General features: G+C 43.6%; 18 protein-coding genes. 4 read left to right on the forward strand and 14 right to left on the reverse strand.

What is annotated here, in order from left to right; genetic code table 11:
• Window positions 1–170 precede the first annotated feature (170 nt).
• The 6 genes from RT269_RS16870 to RT269_RS16895 form a co-directional block, all read right to left on the reverse strand.
• Entirely contained in the window at window positions 171–368 is a 198-nt protein-coding gene (locus RT269_RS16870; RefSeq protein WP_313184289.1) for a hypothetical protein, read from the reverse strand.
• Between the two features lie 85 nt (window positions 369–453).
• Window positions 454–1,002 carry a hemerythrin domain-containing protein gene (locus RT269_RS16875; protein ID WP_313184291.1) on the reverse strand — a complete coding sequence of 183 codons (549 nt, stop codon included), beginning with the start codon at window positions 1,000–1,002 and terminating at the stop codon, window positions 454–456.
• Window positions 990–1,610: a hypothetical protein gene (locus RT269_RS16880; RefSeq protein ID WP_313184293.1), complete on the reverse strand. Its 621-nt coding sequence runs from the start codon at window positions 1,608–1,610 to the stop codon at window positions 990–992. Before RT269_RS16880 ends, RT269_RS16875 begins: the two co-directional genes overlap by 13 nt.
• A 15-nt stretch (window positions 1,611–1,625) precedes the next feature.
• The gene (locus RT269_RS16885) at window positions 1,626–1,808 is read right to left on the reverse strand and encodes a DUF1858 domain-containing protein (protein WP_313184294.1); all 183 of its coding nucleotides are present in this window, start codon (window positions 1,806–1,808) and stop codon (window positions 1,626–1,628) included.
• A 32-nt stretch (window positions 1,809–1,840) separates the two neighbouring features.
• Complete coding sequence (gene hcp, locus RT269_RS16890) at window positions 1,841–3,433, reverse strand: hydroxylamine reductase (RefSeq protein ID WP_313184296.1); 1,593 nt, start codon at window positions 3,431–3,433, stop codon at window positions 1,841–1,843.
• 44 nt (window positions 3,434–3,477) lie between these two features.
• Window positions 3,478–3,813, reverse strand: a complete 336-nt coding sequence (locus RT269_RS16895; RefSeq protein ID WP_313184297.1) for a cupin domain-containing protein — start codon at window positions 3,811–3,813, stop codon at window positions 3,478–3,480.
• A gap of 112 nt (window positions 3,814–3,925) precedes the next feature.
• Between RT269_RS16895 and RT269_RS16900 the strand changes: the two genes are divergently transcribed.
• Window positions 3,926–4,603 (forward strand): Crp/Fnr family transcriptional regulator, encoded by a 678-nt coding sequence (locus RT269_RS16900; RefSeq protein ID WP_313184299.1) that lies wholly within the window; start codon window positions 3,926–3,928, stop codon window positions 4,601–4,603.
• An 86-nt stretch (window positions 4,604–4,689) separates the two neighbouring features.
• Here RT269_RS16900 and RT269_RS16905 read toward each other — a convergent pair whose 3' ends face one another.
• Window positions 4,690–5,391, reverse strand: coding sequence for an ATP-binding protein (locus RT269_RS16905; protein ID WP_313184301.1), 702 nt, complete (start codon window positions 5,389–5,391; stop codon window positions 4,690–4,692).
• Window positions 5,392–5,540: 149 nt separating this feature from the next.
• Here RT269_RS16905 and RT269_RS16910 point away from each other — a divergent pair, with 149 nt between their 5' ends.
• Both RT269_RS16910 and RT269_RS16915 read left to right on the forward strand, forming a co-directional pair.
• Window positions 5,541–6,536, forward strand: coding sequence for an SPL family radical SAM protein (locus RT269_RS16910; protein WP_313184302.1), 996 nt, complete (start codon window positions 5,541–5,543; stop codon window positions 6,534–6,536).
• A gap of 361 nt (window positions 6,537–6,897) precedes the next feature.
• A complete protein-coding gene (locus RT269_RS16915; protein WP_313184303.1) occupies window positions 6,898–9,189 on the forward strand; it encodes a methyl-accepting chemotaxis protein in 2,292 nt (763 codons plus the stop codon).
• Window positions 9,190–9,238: 49 nt separating this feature from the next.
• Here the strand turns inward: RT269_RS16915 and RT269_RS16920 are convergent, their stop codons facing one another.
• A complete protein-coding gene (locus RT269_RS16920) occupies window positions 9,239–10,396 on the reverse strand; it encodes a glycerate kinase family protein (RefSeq protein ID WP_313184304.1) in 1,158 nt (385 codons plus the stop codon).
• Window positions 10,397–10,500: 104 nt separating this feature from the next.
• Window positions 10,501–11,616, reverse strand: coding sequence for a CdaR family transcriptional regulator (locus tag RT269_RS16925; RefSeq protein WP_313184306.1), 1,116 nt, complete (start codon window positions 11,614–11,616; stop codon window positions 10,501–10,503).
• Window positions 11,617–11,837: 221 nt separating this feature from the next.
• Here RT269_RS16925 and RT269_RS16930 point away from each other — a divergent pair, with 221 nt between their 5' ends.
• Complete coding sequence (locus tag RT269_RS16930; protein ID WP_313184307.1) at window positions 11,838–12,221, forward strand: DUF6483 family protein; 384 nt, start codon at window positions 11,838–11,840, stop codon at window positions 12,219–12,221.
• Between the two features lie 76 nt (window positions 12,222–12,297).
• On the opposite strand, the gene RT269_RS16935 is transcribed toward RT269_RS16930, so the two are convergent.
• The 5 genes from RT269_RS16935 to RT269_RS16955 form a co-directional block, all read right to left on the reverse strand.
• A complete protein-coding gene (locus RT269_RS16935) occupies window positions 12,298–12,501 on the reverse strand; it encodes a DUF1858 domain-containing protein (protein ID WP_331664183.1) in 204 nt (67 codons plus the stop codon).
• Entirely contained in the window at window positions 12,502–14,919 is a 2,418-nt protein-coding gene (gene lon / locus RT269_RS16940) for an endopeptidase La (protein WP_313184309.1), read from the reverse strand.
• Between the two features lie 113 nt (window positions 14,920–15,032).
• Window positions 15,033–15,596, reverse strand: a complete 564-nt coding sequence (locus RT269_RS16945) for a TetR/AcrR family transcriptional regulator (protein ID WP_313184310.1) — start codon at window positions 15,594–15,596, stop codon at window positions 15,033–15,035.
• Between the two features lie 334 nt (window positions 15,597–15,930).
• Complete coding sequence (locus RT269_RS16950) at window positions 15,931–16,629, reverse strand: tryptophan synthase subunit alpha (protein ID WP_313184311.1); 699 nt, start codon at window positions 16,627–16,629, stop codon at window positions 15,931–15,933.
• The coding region (locus RT269_RS16955) for a PTS transporter subunit IIC (protein WP_313184312.1) at window positions 16,629–17,611 on the reverse strand (983 nt) is incomplete at its 5' end. The genes RT269_RS16955 and RT269_RS16950, both read right to left, overlap by 1 nt.

Consider the following 17,611-nt stretch of genomic DNA (forward strand, 5'->3'; position numbering starts at 1 on the left):
AATGATAACAATGTAAATCGTTTTTATTAAATGATACTGAATATTATCAAATCTTTACCTTTTCTTTATATGAGGGAATTTAGATATAGCCTTCCCAAATTTACGGTTTTGTAACAAAAAAGGAGACTGTTACACTAGGTATCCGTGTACAGCCTCCGGGACTTTTCTTCTTATCTTACCAGACGATATAAACCACTTTCTTCTTTTTGCATCCTTACATCAATGCTTTTCATGATTTTTTCAGCTTCGCTGAAAAAGCTCTCCTTTTCTGAAAGGATTTTAATTTTCGTATTATATTTAACTTTGAATTCCGTAAACCTGGCAAGCAGATTCCCCATTTCCCTTTGATATTCCTCCGCCTGATTCACCAGCTTTGAATCACCGGATCTTAGGAAGGCCGGGTAGAGGTACTGGCGGGACGGCCTGTTTCCCCTTCAGGCCGTCCCATCCTTATTACCTTGTTTTTTCGCGGATCCAGGATTCGTACTTATCCTGCACGCCCTGATCCTTTGCCTGTCTTTCAAATGATTCCGTTTCGTCATCCACAGCTTTTAACTTATCTTCTGCCAGCGCACGTACTGCAAATGCATAGGCGGCCTCATCTTCTTTTTCAATATGGCGCTTTAATAAGGCACCATAGCCGACCGCATTGGAGATGATATCTAGCTTCGACTCTGTTCCCGGATTTTTCTCATATTCATCAATGGCTTTTTCCAGCTCAGAAAGGTAAAGTCTTCCCAGATCATGTTCCACAAGCATGCCATTCCTGATTAGCTTTTCCGCAACAGGTCCCATATTTTCCATCATGATCCGGAACAGGATCTTCTCTTCCTTTCCGTGATGATGCTTATCTGCGTAATTTCTTGCAAATTCAAGGCATTCCCGCAGCAGGGGGGCATCCACCGGCTTCCCCTCCAGAATATCGGAGCTGATGCTTCTTAAAAAGCCGGTAAACGTCAGAATGTTCTCATGCTCCTTCATTAAAATATCTATTCCGTACATAAGCGTCTCCTCAATTCATATACCCGATCCTCAATCTGATGAAATTCCAGTCCGGAATCCTCAAACATTCCTTTTATCAGAGATTCTCTTAAGGTATCGTAATGTGTTACATCTCCATGGATCATCGACCAATAAGCGCCATGGATATTTTGGGTCTGTCTCCATACCAGGCTGTCTTCCGTTTCCTGGACCAGCTCGTTCACTCTGTCACAGGGCATACCGTTAAGCAAGGTGCTTTCCAGATAATCATAGGCTTTGCGGACAGTGATATTTTTATCCGCAGAATTTCTTTTTCCAAATTCCAGGACTGCATTAACAATATGGGATAATCTTTCCTGATCTGGTCCCATGAGTTCTGTGACCACATAAGCAAGTCTGTTTTCCACCAGGCTCACTTTTTCCTGCAGCCAGCCGTGGATATTGCCCGTATCGATCATATCCTCTAAATTTCCTTTTTCAAGCACTCCGTATCTGCTGTCAGTCCTGGCTCTAAGCTCTTTCACCCAGCCATTTTCTTCTGCGAAATCTAAAATTGCGTCAGTCATTGCATCCTGAAATTTTATTTTGTTGTATAGCCAAGTATGAATCGGTCCTAAAAAGGCACTCATGTTACACCTCTTTCCTTATTGGTTCAGCTTGTCCAGCACTGCGTCTGCATCAAGCCCATGAACCATACATGCATCTTCTAAGGATTCCATCTGGGATGACGGACATCCCAGACAGTGCATGCCGCAGCCCATTAAAATCTCCGCTGCCTTTGGATTGCTTCTTAATATTTCTCCAATATACATTTCTTTCGTTATCATATGATAATCCTCCTGATTTTTTATAATTTTTATTATCCGAGAATTTTCTTTAAATCCTCTTCCGGTGTGCTGATGGGTGATATTCCGTAGTTTTCTACAAGGAAGTTTAATACATTTGGTGATAAGAATGCAGGTAAAGATGGCCCCAGGTAGATATTCTTGATTCCAAGGTGCAGCAAGGTGAGAAGAATGCACACTGCCTTCTGCTCATACCAGGACAATATCATGGACAAGGGAAGTTCATTGACCCCGCATGAAAAGGCTTCCGCCAGAGCCACCGCTACCTTGATGGCACTAAATGCATCATTACACTGCCCCATATCCATGATTCTTGGAAGGCCACCAATGGTTCCAAGGTCAAGGTCGTTAAAACGGTATTTTCCGCAGGCAAGGGTTAAGATAATAGAATCCTTAGGAGTCTGCTTTACAAAATCGGTATAATAATTTCTTCCTGTTTTAGCGCCGTCACAGCCGCCTACTAAGAAGAAGTGGCTGATCGCTCCCTGCTTCACTGCATCAATAACCTGATCTGCAACACCCAATACGGTTCCATGGGAAAATCCTGTCATGACTTCTTTGCCGCCGTTGATTCCTGTCATTTCATGGTCTTCCTCATATCCGCCAAGCTCCAGCGCCTTTTCAATGACAGGAGTAAAATCTTTATCCTCTCCTACATGGACCATTTCCGGATAGGAAACCACTTCTGTGGTGAATACACGGTCAGCATAGCTCTTTTTCACAGGCATCAGGCAATTTGTGGTAAAGAGAATGGGGGCTGGAAGGTCATCAAACTCTTTTTGCTGATTCTGCCATGCAGTTCCGAAATTCCCCTTTAAATGAGGATATTTCTTTAATTCCGGATAGCCATGGGCCGGAAGCATCTCTCCGTGGGTATAGATATTGATTCCCTTATCCTTTGTCTGCTCAAGAAGCTGTTTTAAATCATATAAATCATGTCCGGTGATTACGATAAACGGACCTTTTTCAATGGCAAGAGGCACTTTGGTTGGCTCCGGAGTTCCAAATGCGGTGGTATTTGCTTTATCAAGCAGCTCCATGCATTTTAAATTGATCTCTCCCACTTCAAGAACCACCGGAAGCAGCTGCTCCATGGTCAGATCATAGCTGATGACTGACAACGCCTTATAGAAGAAATGATTGACTCCTTCCTCTTCATATCCTAAAACCATAGCATGATAGGCATAGGCTGCAACGCCCCGAAGTCCGAATAAAATCAAAGATTTTAAGGAACGGATATCTTCCTGCGCTTCCCAAATGTTCTTCATATCATAATCGGAAGTATTTCCGCAAACAGAGGTACATTTGCTGCAATCAGGCACGATCTTTTCTTTTTCTTCCCGTACTCTCTTGATCATCTCTACTAAAACTTCATCATTGAAATTTACATTTGTGATGGTGGTAAACAGACCTTCTATAAGGATTCTTGTGGTGGTCTCCAAAGGGGAATTATTGCCGCACGCCTTTGCCAGCCCGATCAGGGCGCCTGTCAGTTCATCCTGTAAATTTGCAGTGCTGGCAGATTTGCCGCACACTCCTGCGCTGCCCGTACATCCGCTGCAGCCTGCCGTCTGCTCACACTGAAAGCAAAACATCTTACCGTCCATATCTATATCCAACCTTTCTATTCTGTCCTTTTTATTCCAACTGGTTAAAACACTACAACCAATACCATCTTAAAGCGTTCTTCCGCATAAACCGCATGAGGCTTTTTGGCAGGCATGATAAGGGTCTCACCTGCATTTAGCAGATATTCCTTTCCATCTACTGTTAATTTCCCGGTTCCTTCCAAAACAGTCACCATGGCATCTCCGTTGGATTCGTGGGTACTGATTTCTTCCCCTTTATCAAATGCAAATAACGTAATGCTAAGGGCTTCATTCTGTGCAAGGGTCTTGCTGACGATCTGGCCTTCGTTTGCCTGAACCAGATCCGATAACATTACGATTTCTTCATGCTTCATATTTTTAATGAATTTCTCTGTCATTTGGTTGCCTCCTTGTTTTTCTATTGCTTTTATAAGTAGATTATAATATAATAATCTCATCATTTCTGTTGTAATTACAACATTATTAAAATAATTTAAAAGGAGGCGGCAAATGGAGGAATACTTATCCATATTAAAAAAGTCAAACCTGTTTTCCGGGGTACAGCCGGAGGAAATAAGCGCAATGCTAAAATGCCTGTCGGCCCGGATTAAGCATTATAAAAAAGATGAATTTATTATAAGAAGCGGAGATTACATTCGTTCCGTTGGAATGGTGCTCACCGGGACTGCGCTCATCATACAGGAGGATTTCTGGGGCAAACGGACCATTATTTCCGAGGCGATGTCCGGCGCTATTTTTGCAGAAACCTATGCCTGCATCCCCTCCATACCGATTGAGATGAGTGTTATCTCTGACTCAGAATGCGATGTGCTGTTTATGGATTTTAACAGGATAATGAACGTGTGCACCTCTGCATGCACCTTCCACACACGCCTGCTGCAAAATTTTTTATCTTCCATTGCCAGGCGGAATTTAATCCTCACGAAAAAAATGCAGCATATGTCCAAAAAGACCATCAGGGAAAAACTGCTCTCCTACCTTTCCGCCGAATCCTTAAAAAACAATTCCTCCACTTTTGATATTCCATTTAACAGGCAGCAGCTGGCGGATTACCTGTCCATTGACCGCAGCGCCCTGTCCAATGAAATGAGCAAATTGCAGGATGAAGGGATTTTAACCTATAAGAAGAACCGTTTCACGTTAAAAGAAGATCTCCATGAAGGATAACTTCTTTCTACCTGACGGATTTGATCTGGCATTACTATTTAAAAGCGGAATCCGGTGCAATTATCTGCCGGATTCCGCTTTTAAATTTATAAAATATTCCCATCAACAGAGATGGTAACTACGTCACATGGAATTTCTTTGCCGCTGTCCTCAAGGGCTCTTAAGGCCGCATGTTCCAGACCGCCGCAGCATGGTACCTCCATTCGGACGACCGTAATGCTTTGAATGGCGTTGTTCTTTATGATCTCTGTCAGCTTCTCACTGTAATCTACCTGGTCCAGCTTCGGACATCCCACAAGAACGACCTTTCCCTTTAAGAATTTCTGATGAAAATCCCCATACGCATAGGCGCTGCAGTCCGCAGCGATCAATAAATCCGCCTGTTCAAAATAAGGCGCTTTCACAGAAACCAGCTTGATCTGAACCGGCCACTGCCTTAACTGGGACTGGACAGGAGCCTCAGCCGTTTTCTTTGTTTCGGCTGTGCGTTCAATCTGCATAGCCCGGCTTCCAGGGCAGCCGCTAAAGGAAGCGTGTCCTTTTGCCTCAGCCTTTTTCTTATTTAATTCCACTGCCGCTTCATCATAAGCGGCTGCTTCCCGCTCTACGAATGTAATGGCTCCGGTAGGACATGTCGGAAGGCAGTCCCCTAATCCATCGCAGTAGTCATCCCGCATAAGCTCTGCTTTTCCATTTACCATTCCAATGGCTCCCTCATGGCATGCTGCTGCACAAAGACCGCAGCCATTGCATTTTTCTTTATCAATCTGAATAATTCTACGAACCATTCCTTATAGCCTCCTCATATTTGCTTTCTGAAGCTATCATACTATGCTCCTGGGTTTCTGTCCGTTGTAATTACAACAAAAAAATTATTCTGTTTTTCGGGTTTACCTCTTTACTTTTCACACATACTACTCCTTATCGGAGGTATCCTATGTTCCCAGATAAGATTTATTACGAACCGGAATCCCTGGACTATGAGCTGGGCCAGTATCTAAAGGAAAAATACAGCACGATTCCATGGATTCCCATTAAAAGCCACAATAAAATAGACGAGCTGCGAACCCGTCCAAACAGTGATTTTCCAGCCATGAAGCACCATCTCATCATAGGGGTCCGCAAAACCCACAACTATGTTCCCAATCACAAGGTCTCGGATTTTCTTGTTCCTTATACCTCTTCCGGCTGCACCGCCATGTGCCACTACTGCTATCTGGTATGCAACTACAACAAATGCGCTTATTTGCGTTTGTTTGTAAACCGGGAGCAGATGCTGAAAAAAATCATGGACCACGGAGCCCGCTCTGAAAAAAATTATACCTATGAGATCGGAAGCAACAGTGATCTTGTTCTTGAAAATACCATAACCGGAAATCTGGCCTGGACAATTGAAAATTTCAGCAAGAGCAGCTATGGATTTCTCACCTTCCCAACGAAATTCAATAAGGTAGAACCCCTTCTTGGCATCAGCCATGGCGGCCGTGTCATCATGCGGATGAGTGTCAACCCCCAGCCCATCATCACCCGGTTTGAACCAGGTACCTCCGGCTTAAACGCCAGAATTACCGCCTTAAACAGCATGTGTGACGCCGGATACCGGGTGGGACTTTTGATTGCTCCCATCATTATGACCGAAGGCTGGAAAGATCTGTATGCTCAACTGATTGATACGCTCTCAGACCGGCTTTCCAAAAAAGTAAGGGAACAGGCACCCATTGAGATCATTTTCATGACCTACAGCTACGTTCAGAACGCGATCAATACAGAGGCATTTCCTCAGGCAGAACGCCTTTATGACAAGGAACTCATGACCGGGCGGGGAAGGGGAAAATACTGCTACCGTGATGATTTAAGAAGCGACGGGGAACAGTTTTTAAGACAGCAAATCGAAGAAAAGCTAAGAGGAATGACGATCTTATATGTGGTTTAAAAAGCACCTGGAGCACTTCCAGCTCTTTTAAAATGGCCGCTTCCATAAGTTATGGGCGGCCAAAGGTGTTCCTATTAACCTTGAGAATTGTCGCAGTAATTGCTGCGATTCTTTGAAAAATCATGATATACTATTATTTTTTATTCTTTTATGTCGACTATATAATTGTTATATAGGTATTATAACAATGTTACAAGCATTCTTAAAACTCGAAAGGAGGTTCTTTTCTTTTACCTGCATAAAACCATAAAATTTACTGCAAAACATGCAGTATATTTTTTCACCCATTTGCTGGTAAAATTTCCCGCTCTCTCCACAGGGCGAGAACCGATCATTAAATCAAAGGGAGTATAATACAATTATGAAGATATTGAAAAAGCTAAAGTTCAGCAATTTGAAACTTGCTGCAAAGACTTCCATTACTATGGGAATCATACTGGTAGCGAGTCTGATCTTGCTGATTGCAATCTCTGCAGTACAGGCAAGCAAAGCAGTTTCAAAGGCAATCAACGGTGAATTTTCAGGAATATCCGCCCAGAATGGCCTCATGGTACAGGCCATAATCGACGATGCTTCTGGAACCGCCCAAAATTTGCAGGATTACTTATACCGTGCATACAACGACCGGAACGCGATCGGTGATTGGAAAAGCACTGTTCGTAAGAGCAGGGTATACGATGTTGGACTAAAGGAAATTAATTATGCGATCGAGAATTATATCTTAAATTCTGCCTGGTCAACCGTGGACACCAATCCTGATATTTATGGGATCGGTGCATTTTTTGAGCCTTTGGAATTTGATCCCGGGGTCAAGGATTATTCTCTCTACATAGACAAGAATGAAGCTCAAAATAAAACCGCTCAGTCTCTTGGAGCATACAGCGACTATTCCACAAAGGATTATTACCGTGTGGCCAAGGAAACAAAGGCTGCTTATATCACCGATCCTTATACTTACGACGGAGTCATGATGAGTACCATTGCTTTTCCTGTTATGAAGGGGGAAGACGTCATCGGAGTTATTCTGGCCGATATTAACGTTTCAAACTTTTCAAAGATAAAAACTTCAGATTCAAAATATAAAACCATGTATGTTGATATCTACACGGAAGAAAACATGATTGTCTTTGACAGCCAATCAAACGATAACATCGGAAGAAACCTAAGTGAAATGATTTCTCCTTCCGATTATGCTAAGATTACAGCCCTGCAGCAGTCTAAAACCGCATTCCAGATTGACACCAAACGATCCGACGGAACCATGGAATCCAGATATTATTATCCGATTACAAGTGGGTCACAGACCTGGTGGGCCTCAAGTTCTCTGGAAAAGAAAGATCTGAATAAAGATGTAATTAAGATCATTGCATTAATGAATCTTCTTGCAATCCTTGCACTGGTCATAATTAATGCGGTTGTCATCATTTTCTTAAAAAAGACTCTTCGCCCTATTGACGGCGTGATGGCCGCTGCAGCCAGCATCGCTTCCGGTGACCTGGATATCCGGCTGGAGGTTCAGTCCAAGGATGAAATAGGAGTACTGTCCAAAACATTTACGGATATGGCGGAAAACTTAAATTTCATCATCCAGGATATCAATAATGTTCTGGGCGAGATGAGCAAAGGCAACTTCAAGGTTACGACCGATAATGAGGAAAGGTACACCGGAGCATACCGGTATATCCTGGAAGCAATGCAGAACATCCGCCATACTTTAAGCAATACGCTTTTAGAGATCGACCAGGCTTCCGAACAGGTTTCCACTGGGGCCTCCCAGGTGTCTGATGCTTCCCAGTCTCTAAGCCAGGGGGCTGCCGAACAGGCCTCTTCCATCGAAGAGCTGTCCGCAGCCATTAACGAGGTTTCAGAGAGGGTAAAGGAAAACGCGGCCAACGCCTTAGATGCAAATTCCCTGTCTCTAGAAGCATGCGAAGGCATGCTGACAAGTGATCAGAAGATGAGGGATATGATTTCAGCAATGAATGAAATCGCAAGTACCTCCGGCGAAATAAGCAAGATCATCAAAACCATTGACGATATCGCTTTCCAGACCAACATCCTGGCACTGAATGCAGCCGTTGAAGCTGCAAGAGCCGGTTCCGCCGGAAAGGGATTCGCGGTGGTAGCCGATGAAGTCCGCAATCTGGCCGGCAAGTCTGCGGAAGCTGCCAAAAATACCACGGTTCTTATTGAAAACGCAATTACTGCCATTGGAAACGGAACAAAAATAGCAGATGAAACTGCAGAAGCGCTGCGGCTTGTAGTAGAAAAATCAAATATTTCTTCCGTCAGGGTCGCAGAAATCGCGGAAGCATCCGCCGCCCAGTCTGAGGCATTGCTGCAGATTACAACCGGCATTGACCAGATATCCGCCGTTGTACAGACCACTTCCGCAACATCGGAAGAAAGCGCAGCCACTTCCGAAGAGCTGACCGCCCAGGCCTGCAATCTAAAATCCCTGGTAGGAAAATTTCAGCTGATGGATAAAGCACCTTCCACAACCGGTGAACCAACTTCTGCCCGGGAGGCTGCTGCTGCCTGGGGCGATTCCACCGCTTGGAAGGATTCTCCTGCTTGGAAGGATTCTACCGCTTGGGACGATTCTACTGCTTGGGACGATTCTGCCCCGGAAGATACTTATGATAAATATTAATAGTTTCAGGATTCCTGTCTACTGACAAATACAGAAAAAGGCTGCAGATTTAAATATCCGCAGCCTTTTTCTGTATTTCCATGCCGGTTTTTATAAAACGGAACATCCGAAGAGCTCCCTGATAGTATAAGTCCTCGGCATTCTCCAATGCCTTATCCAGTTCCATGACCCCATTGACCGTTGTCATAATGGAGCAGATCCCAAAGTCATAAATCTTCTCTGCACCTTCTCCCATAGCTCCTACCAGAGCAACAGCCGGGATCCCTTTTCTTTTGCACCTCATTCCAATGCCCTGTATTACCTTTCCAAAACAGGACTGCCAGTCCGTGCGCCCCTCTCCGGTCACAACCATAGACACATCTTCCAGACGGGAATCAAAATCAATCAGATCCAGAACCGTTTCAATTCCTGATTTTAACTCCGCATGGAAAAATACCAGAAGTGCCGCGCCAAGGCCCCCGGCGGCTCCGGAACCAGGCATCTGATCTGGATCAATCCCCAGTTCCCGTTTCATCACCTCCCGGTAGTTCTGCATTCCTCTTTCCAGTTCATCAAGGACCTGGGGGGAACCGCCCTTCTGCTTTCCAAACGTGTAGGTGGCTCCGTCTTTCCCGCATAAGGGATTATTGACGTCACACATGGCTGTCACTTTCACCTTAGAAATCCTGGGGTGAAGGCCGGAACTATCGATATGTGCGACTTTTTCCAGATCCTTTCCAGTTCCATCTAACTCTCTGCCCTCCGAATCAAGGAATTTTACTCCTAATGCCCTCATACAGCCCATGCCGCCATCATTGGTCGCTGAACCGCCGATTGCTATGGATATATCGGTAAAGCCCCGGTCCAAAGCATCTCTTATCAGCTCTCCGGTCCCATAGGTCGTGGTGTTCCTTGGATCCCTTAAATCTCTTGGGATCAGGGGAAGCCCGGAAGCCGCCGCCATCTCAAGGATGGCACGTTTCTCATCCAATTTTCCGTAATAAGCGGTTACAGGATCAAGAAGCGGCCCACAGACGGTTACGGGGATTCTTTCTCCCTGCATGGCTGCGATCACCGCATCCGTGGTTCCCTCTCCTCCATCGGCAACGGGGATTCCGGTACCTTCCCACTGATCAAACACTTCCGCTGCAGCTTTTTTCAGCAGTTCTATGGTCTGTTCACTGGAAAGAGTCCCCTTAAACGAGTCAGATGCAAACAATAATTTCATATACAAAACCCTCCTTTTACAAGTATCATAGCACCATTGCCCCCAGGATCTCTACTGCTATGAGCATCAATATACCCCATGTTTTTTGTATTGCCGATACAAAACTAATGTTCTTTTCTTAAAAAATTATAAAAGGTCTCCAGAAAAAACCGGTCTGCAGAAGACTCTATGGGATTGATATGCAACGTATCCTTCAGCTTATTATAGCGGTACAAAAGCGTGTTCTTGTGCACAAAAAGTTCTTTTGACGCCGTTACCAGATTATAGTTTGTCTTTATGAGAGCTTCAGCAATTTCCATAAATGTCTTTTTAAATTCTTCACTCAGCTCCCTCTCATAAATGTTAAACATCCATTGCAATTCATTCATGGGCACAATGGAACGCACATAATTTCCCGTATAGTCATAAAAAAAAGCAGCAGAACCGGAATCCGCATTTTCCTCCAGCCACTTGCAGTGCCGATAAGAATTATAATACTGGGTAAAGCTTCCCTGAAATGAGCCGATGTAGAAGTTACAACTCCTCTCCTGCTCTTTAAGCCATTTTAAAGCAGTGCTTAAATATTCTTCTATGATGAATTTGTAATCTGCAAATAACTTTTCCGGCATGGTTTTGAATATGAGGACATGGCTGCTGTCAAGGACAATGCTGATGTCCTCTGCCCCATGCCTGGGGCTGTTCTTGATCATGTTAAGAAACAGCTCCGGCTTGATGTCATCCAGTTTACACAGGATGGGGACCCTGATTATATTCTCCGAATAATTAAGCTGCTTTGCAACGCTCCGCAGCTCCCCAGGGTCCGGATATTCTACATGAATCAAAAGGTTTGTGAAATGCTCCTTTTGATTCCTCCTGCGCCTCAGCTCCTCCTGCTGCTTTTCGTATTTCAGCATGGCTTCGATGGCCATTTTAGTAATCAGGGCGACAGGTTTTATCTCTCCCGGATCTCCGGTGACACCTACCACTCCCTCCCGCCTTCCGTCAATGTTAATCACCATGTTGATCCCTGGCTTTACCCCGGGATAATCCTCCTCTGTGGAAGTGACCACCATATCCTCGCTTCCGGTTACAATATAATAGGCCACCTCATGAAACGTCCCCACCCGCTTTGGATCCCGGCTGGCGATGATGACCCCCTGCTCATTCATTATGTTGATATTGTATTCTGTATATTGAGTGACCTGTTCCATGAATTTCTTAGCCAATTCTGTTTCTATCATCTGCATCCTCCCGAAGCTTAATCTTTATCATACGAAATCACCGGATATTTCTTCATCATTATTGAAAACAGCTTACCATACTTTGCTTTTTCCTTCAATAGCAGTGGATTTTATCCTTTTCTTACTATATATATTTTACTTTTTCTAAGATTTGTGGTAAATTATTTTTTATCATAACAATTTATACTTATAATATACGGCGGTTAAAAAAGGAGAATTTTATGTTACAAGATGATTTTATCATGCGCATGATTCATGAAATGGTAACAACTTTGCTGAAGCTGATTTTTCATATTGAATTAGGGGAGAATGACGAACTTAATTTTAAAGACCAGGAGACAGCATCAAATTATCTTGAGCTTTTAGCCCTCATCCAGGCAGGAAAGATCAATGAGGCAGAAAACAAATTATTGGATGAGCTGGATTCCGACGATATGGAGCATTTTAAAATGGCGCTCATGTTTTATTATCATTTAAATCAGATCGATTTTAACTTTCTTGAAGAGCATGATTATTCCAAAAACGAAATTACGGACGGATTAAGATACGTATCATCAGTTTATGGCTATGACAGCATGGCTGAAGCTCTTTTGGGCAGAGGTTAATCATACAGCCATATTACATTATAAAAGGGAGGCATCTTCATTTGAAGACGCCTCCCCTTTAAAATTGTTAAGACCATTACTCTGACATATGCTTATTTAACCTGTCGATCAGTTCCTCGGCAGGAACGCCGTGGACCATGCAGGCCTCTTCCACGGTCTCTGCGGCAGATGCGGGACAGCCAAGGCAATGCATTCCCATTTCAAAAAAGAAGTGTGCGGTGGTTCGGTCTGCTTCTAAGACCTCTCCGATTAAAGTATCCTTTGTCACTGTCATATTCATTTAAATTACCCCTTTTCTCTCAATATTTTTATGTGGTGTGTTTAACCCTTCAGGAAATAATCCGTTTACGCCCTTTTGAAAGTATACATGTTCGATTCTGGGCAGGAAAATCCCCAAAGACTCTTTTAGTACATCCTCTACCGTTTCCACAGGTATGATCGTAAGCTGATTCTTTACTTCTTCCGGTACATCCTTTAAATCGCTTACATTATCTTTAGGAATCAAGACCCTGTTGATTCCGGCTCTTTGTGCGCCCAGAAGTTTTTCCTTTAAGCCTCCGATGGGCAAGACCGCTCCCCGTAAAGTGATTTCTCCGGTCATGGCAAGTCTTGAATCTACCTTGTTGCCGGTAACAAGAGAAGCCAATGCAGTAAATAATGCAATTCCGGCCGATGGGCCATCTTTAGGAACCGCTCCTGACGGAACGTGGATATGAAGGTCTCTTTCTTTAAAATTAAAGGCATTTAAAGGCAGTCTGGATTTTAACAGGCTTAAGGAAATCTTGGCAGATTCCTTCATCACATCTCCCAGCTTTCCGGTTAATATGACTGCTCCGCTTCCCGGCATATCGGTTGCCTCGATAAAGAGTATTTCTCCTCCTACCGGAGTCCATGCCAGGCCTGTAACCACTCCCGGAGGATTATCCTGCTGGGCCTTATCGTGACGGGAAACCTGGCTGCCAAGATATTCTTCTAAGTCTTTTTCCTTAATCACAAAAGGCAGCTCCGCTTTTTTAGATACGATTTTTTCCGTTGTAATTCTGGCCAGGCCGGACAGCTGCTTTTTCAGCCCCCGCACGCCGGCTTCCAACGTATAATCATTGATAATCTTCTGCAATACTTCATCTTCAATTACCAATTGCTCCTGCTTTAAGCCATGTTCTTTAAGGACCTCCGGGATCAGATGATTTTTGCCGATATGGAACTTTTCGTCCATGGTATAGCTGGTTATCTGGATGACTTCCATCCGGTCTAAGAGAGGACCTGGAATGCTTTCCAATGAATTGGCTGTTGCCACAAAGAAAACATCGGATAAGTCATAAGGAAGATCCATGTAATGATCGGTAAAGCTGTTGTTCTGCTCCGGATCAAGAACCTCCAAAAGCGCGCTTGCAGGGTCTCCGCTGAAGCCGCCGGACATAATCTTATCCACTTCGTCCAATACCATGACAGGATTGGTTTTCCCTGCCTTTCGGATGCTCTGGATAATTCTTCCCGGCATGGCTCCGACATAAGTTCTTCGGTGCCCTCTGATTTCCGATTCATCCCGGATACCGCCCAGACTTAAGCGGATATATTTTCTGCCAAGGGCTTCTGCAATACTTTTTCCAAGGCTTGTTTTTCCGGTTCCCGGCGGCCCCACAAGGAGAAGGATGGAACCTTTTTTCGCTTTGTTTAACTGCATGACTGCCAGATGCTGAATGATCCTGTCCTTAACTTTTTGCAGCCCGTAATGCTGTTCATCAAGAATCCGTCTCGCCTCGTCAAGATCAATGTCCTTAGACTCTTCCTTTTTCCATGGAAGCTGAACCAAAAGATCCAGATAATTACGGATCACGTTGTAATCCAGTTTATTGGGGCCCTGATCATCAAGCTTTTCCAGTTCTTCAAGAGCTGCCTCTTTGATCTCAGCCGGCATACCTGCCTCTTCGATCTTCTTTAAATAATCCGGTTCCTTTTTTCCTTCGTCCTTTTTGCCTTCCCCCAGTTCTTCCTGAATGGCCTTTAACTGTTCCCTAAGTACGGACTCCCTGTAATACCGGTTTGCCTTCTCGGAGAACTTCTCGGAAATCTCCATCTGCAGTTCGATCATTTCCTTTTGTTTCAGCATGTAATCCAGGAAACGAAGGCTTCTTTCTTTTAAGGACATCTCCAGAAGCTCATGCTTTTCATCATTGGGTATCTGAAGGAATTGAGACAGATACACAATTATGGAATTTAGATCCTTAAACTCATTGATAATCCTCTGGTACTGTTCTCCTCCTGAAAATTTGGAGCTTATCTCACTGGTAACGTTTTTGATATAGCCAAGCATTTCTTCCCGGCTCTTTTCGTCTAAATCTTCCTGATTCTGACTTAGCTCATATTGGGCATAGATAACCCCGTTTTCTATGTGCAGCTCTTTTACATTGATCTGCTCCATCAGCTTTACGGAAAGCAGGATCCCTTTATCCGTCTGGTCCATTCCTGTGACCTCAAAGGTCAGGCCTGTCCGGTAAAAATCTTCCTCATTCTTTGGGTTTTTACCAAAATTCTGTTTTAACGGCAAAGCTATCTTTATTGTTTCTTCGTTTTCCAGATACATCATATGTGTTTCGTCAAGGGCTTCCAAACGAACCGTAGTCACGACGTCCGGCAATAAAACTTTGTTGGAAATTGGGAAAACGATTCCTATGTTATTTTTATCATGATTTGTCATAGTTTTATCCTTTCTGTGCGTATTCCTTAAGTGAATGTTCATTTAATATGGAATTGTTTTTATGCGAGACTTTTTGTAAAATACATTCACAAAATAATCCCGCTTGTAAAAACCTAAAGCAATATTGCGTCTTGTATAATATGAATCATTTCCTGCAGCAAATCCTCTTTCTGTGCCTCGTTCTTGCGGTTATCAACAGCAATTGCTTTCACCGGCTGAAAAATGATGGCCAAAAGATTATCCTCTTTGTAATTTCTTATGAGATTACTCCTCTTCATATCCGACATCAGGCTGTAAATATTACAAATGCCCTTTTTCCCGGAACAGTTGTTGGCCAATGAGGGGCAATTGGAAAATTGCTCCACAAAGCTGAAGATTTCCTTGTTCTCTAGTATATAGTTATAGTAGCTTCGGATGAGCACTTCGATCTGCTGCCGTCCCTCCATTTCCCGTTTCACGCTGTCCAATATATAGTCATATATTTCTTCTGAGTATTCCAGGTAAATATCGTGCAGCATATCTTCTTTATTCTCAAAGTAGATATAAACCGTTGCCGGCGAAACCCCTGCCATCTTAGCGATTTTAGAGACAGAAGTGCCATGGAAGCCCTCCTGCAGGATCAGCTTGATTACTGCTTCCTTTATGCTTTTCACTTTTTCGTCGTCTTTTTTTCTCATGCCATCACCTCTATAGTCCTATAATAAATGATCATTCACTTATTGTCAACTGTTTTTTTTTACTTTTTAGCATCAAATCATTATATTCCTATCTGCAATAAGGGTTTTCACAATAAAACAGCTATTTTATCATAAAAAATAAGTCTTGAAAATGGCTTTTCAGGCCAATCAAGACTTATTTTTTGTACATTGCCATCTGATATGGCCATCATGCAGCCTCTATCTTTTTGTATATTATTATCATGCCGGCAGTATTGATCCGGATACTAAATTGCCCTCTGCTCTGCTTAACATAACACTCCCCTTGTCATGTTAAGCAGATTGGAAGACCAGCCTATGCATCGGCTGACTTCAACTCTTCCAGATAAGCCTTCAAAGCATCCATACCTCCAAGCTGGTAACGCTTTATGAACTCCGTCCCTATGATGGCACCATCGGCACCATTTTTCATGACTTCCTTCACATCCTCGGCGGATTTAATACCAAAGCCTACATAGGCCGGTGTCTTTGAAACAGATTTTACTTTTTTTACAACTTCAACGTATTCCGTAGGAAGCTTATCAAAGGATCCGGTTTTCCCTTCCCCGGAAACAATATAGGCAAACAGGTCATTATGCGCAAGAGCCTTTGCTATGCCCTCATCACGAAAGGACCGGCCCAGCACAGTGATCTGATTCGGGAAGGATCCGGTAGGAAATTCTCCATCCACACATAGAAAACCGTCATACAAATCTTTCGGTACATCAGAAAGGTGAAAATATTCCACGCCTTCCTTATAAGTCATTAACACAACTTTAAACGTAAAGCGCCTGCGGATCTCTTCCAGCGTTTGTATCACATCATCTGAGCTTATCCTTTGCTCCAACGCTTCTTTATGAGTCTGCCGTATCACAGCTCCGTCTACAAAAGGCTGGTCAACCGGTATGCCGATTTCAACAAAACCGGCCTTTTCATTATCCAATAACTCTAAAATCTTAAAAAAAGTTTCCCTGTCCGGATAATGCAAAGTAAGGTAAAACACTAAATTTTTCATTAGATGCCTCCAAACAGCTTAAGCACCCAGCCTAAGATCGGACCGTAAAAGGAATAATCTGTCTCGCTTAAAATACGCATGATCGGCGCATACGTTCCAATCATGGGAAGAAGCAGAGCCTGTCCGAAAATAAGGATCAAACCATTTACAAAGGAGCCTATGATCGCACCTCTGCGTCCGCCATGGGCATTTCCGAAGATGGCAGTTACCGCACCGGTGAAAAAGGTGGGGATCAGAGCCGGGAATACCACAATCGGATAATTAATAAATCCAAGGATCATCATACCGATCAGACCGGCAATCAAGCTGGTCAGGAAGCCCAATATCACGGAATTAGGATAATTGGGGAAAAGCAGTGGGATATCAAGCCCTGGTACGGAATTAGGGATGATCTTATTGGCAAAGCCGTGGAATGCGGAAATGATCTCAGAAAGCATCATTCTTACACCTGTTATAATAACTGTGATCCACATACCGAAGGACAAGCCTCGTAAAAAGCTGAACACGACGATATCCTGTCCGCCGGTAATGTTTTCAAGCATCCAGGCCGGGCCGGAAATCAGGCTTATGATCAAAAAGAGAACCGTCATAACAATGGTTAAGGAAATGGTCATCTCCCGTAAGAAGTTAAGCTTCTTTGGAACATTTAAATTTTCAAGATCATTTTCCTTGTTCCCAAAGGTTTTGGCAAGCAGGGAAGAAATCAGAATTCCGATGGAGCTGGAATGGGCAAGGGTAAAGCCCTCTCCTCCCTTTACTTCCTTCATAAATACCGCCACATAGGCGCAGGAAAAGGTCATATACAGACCTAACAATATGGAGCCAATTATTACAAGCGGTACAAAAGCCAAATTGGTTCCGAATTTTAACAGAGCTGCAATCAATCCTGCATAAAAGAAGGATACATGGGCTGACAAATGCACATATTTAAAGCGCGTAAATCTTGCCAGCAAAAGGTTCACCAGAAAGCCCAGTGCAAAGA

Origin of the sequence: Lacrimispora sp. (assembly GCF_032078915.1) — a bacterium.
Lineage (GTDB): Bacteria > Bacillota > Clostridia > Lachnospirales > Lachnospiraceae > Lacrimispora.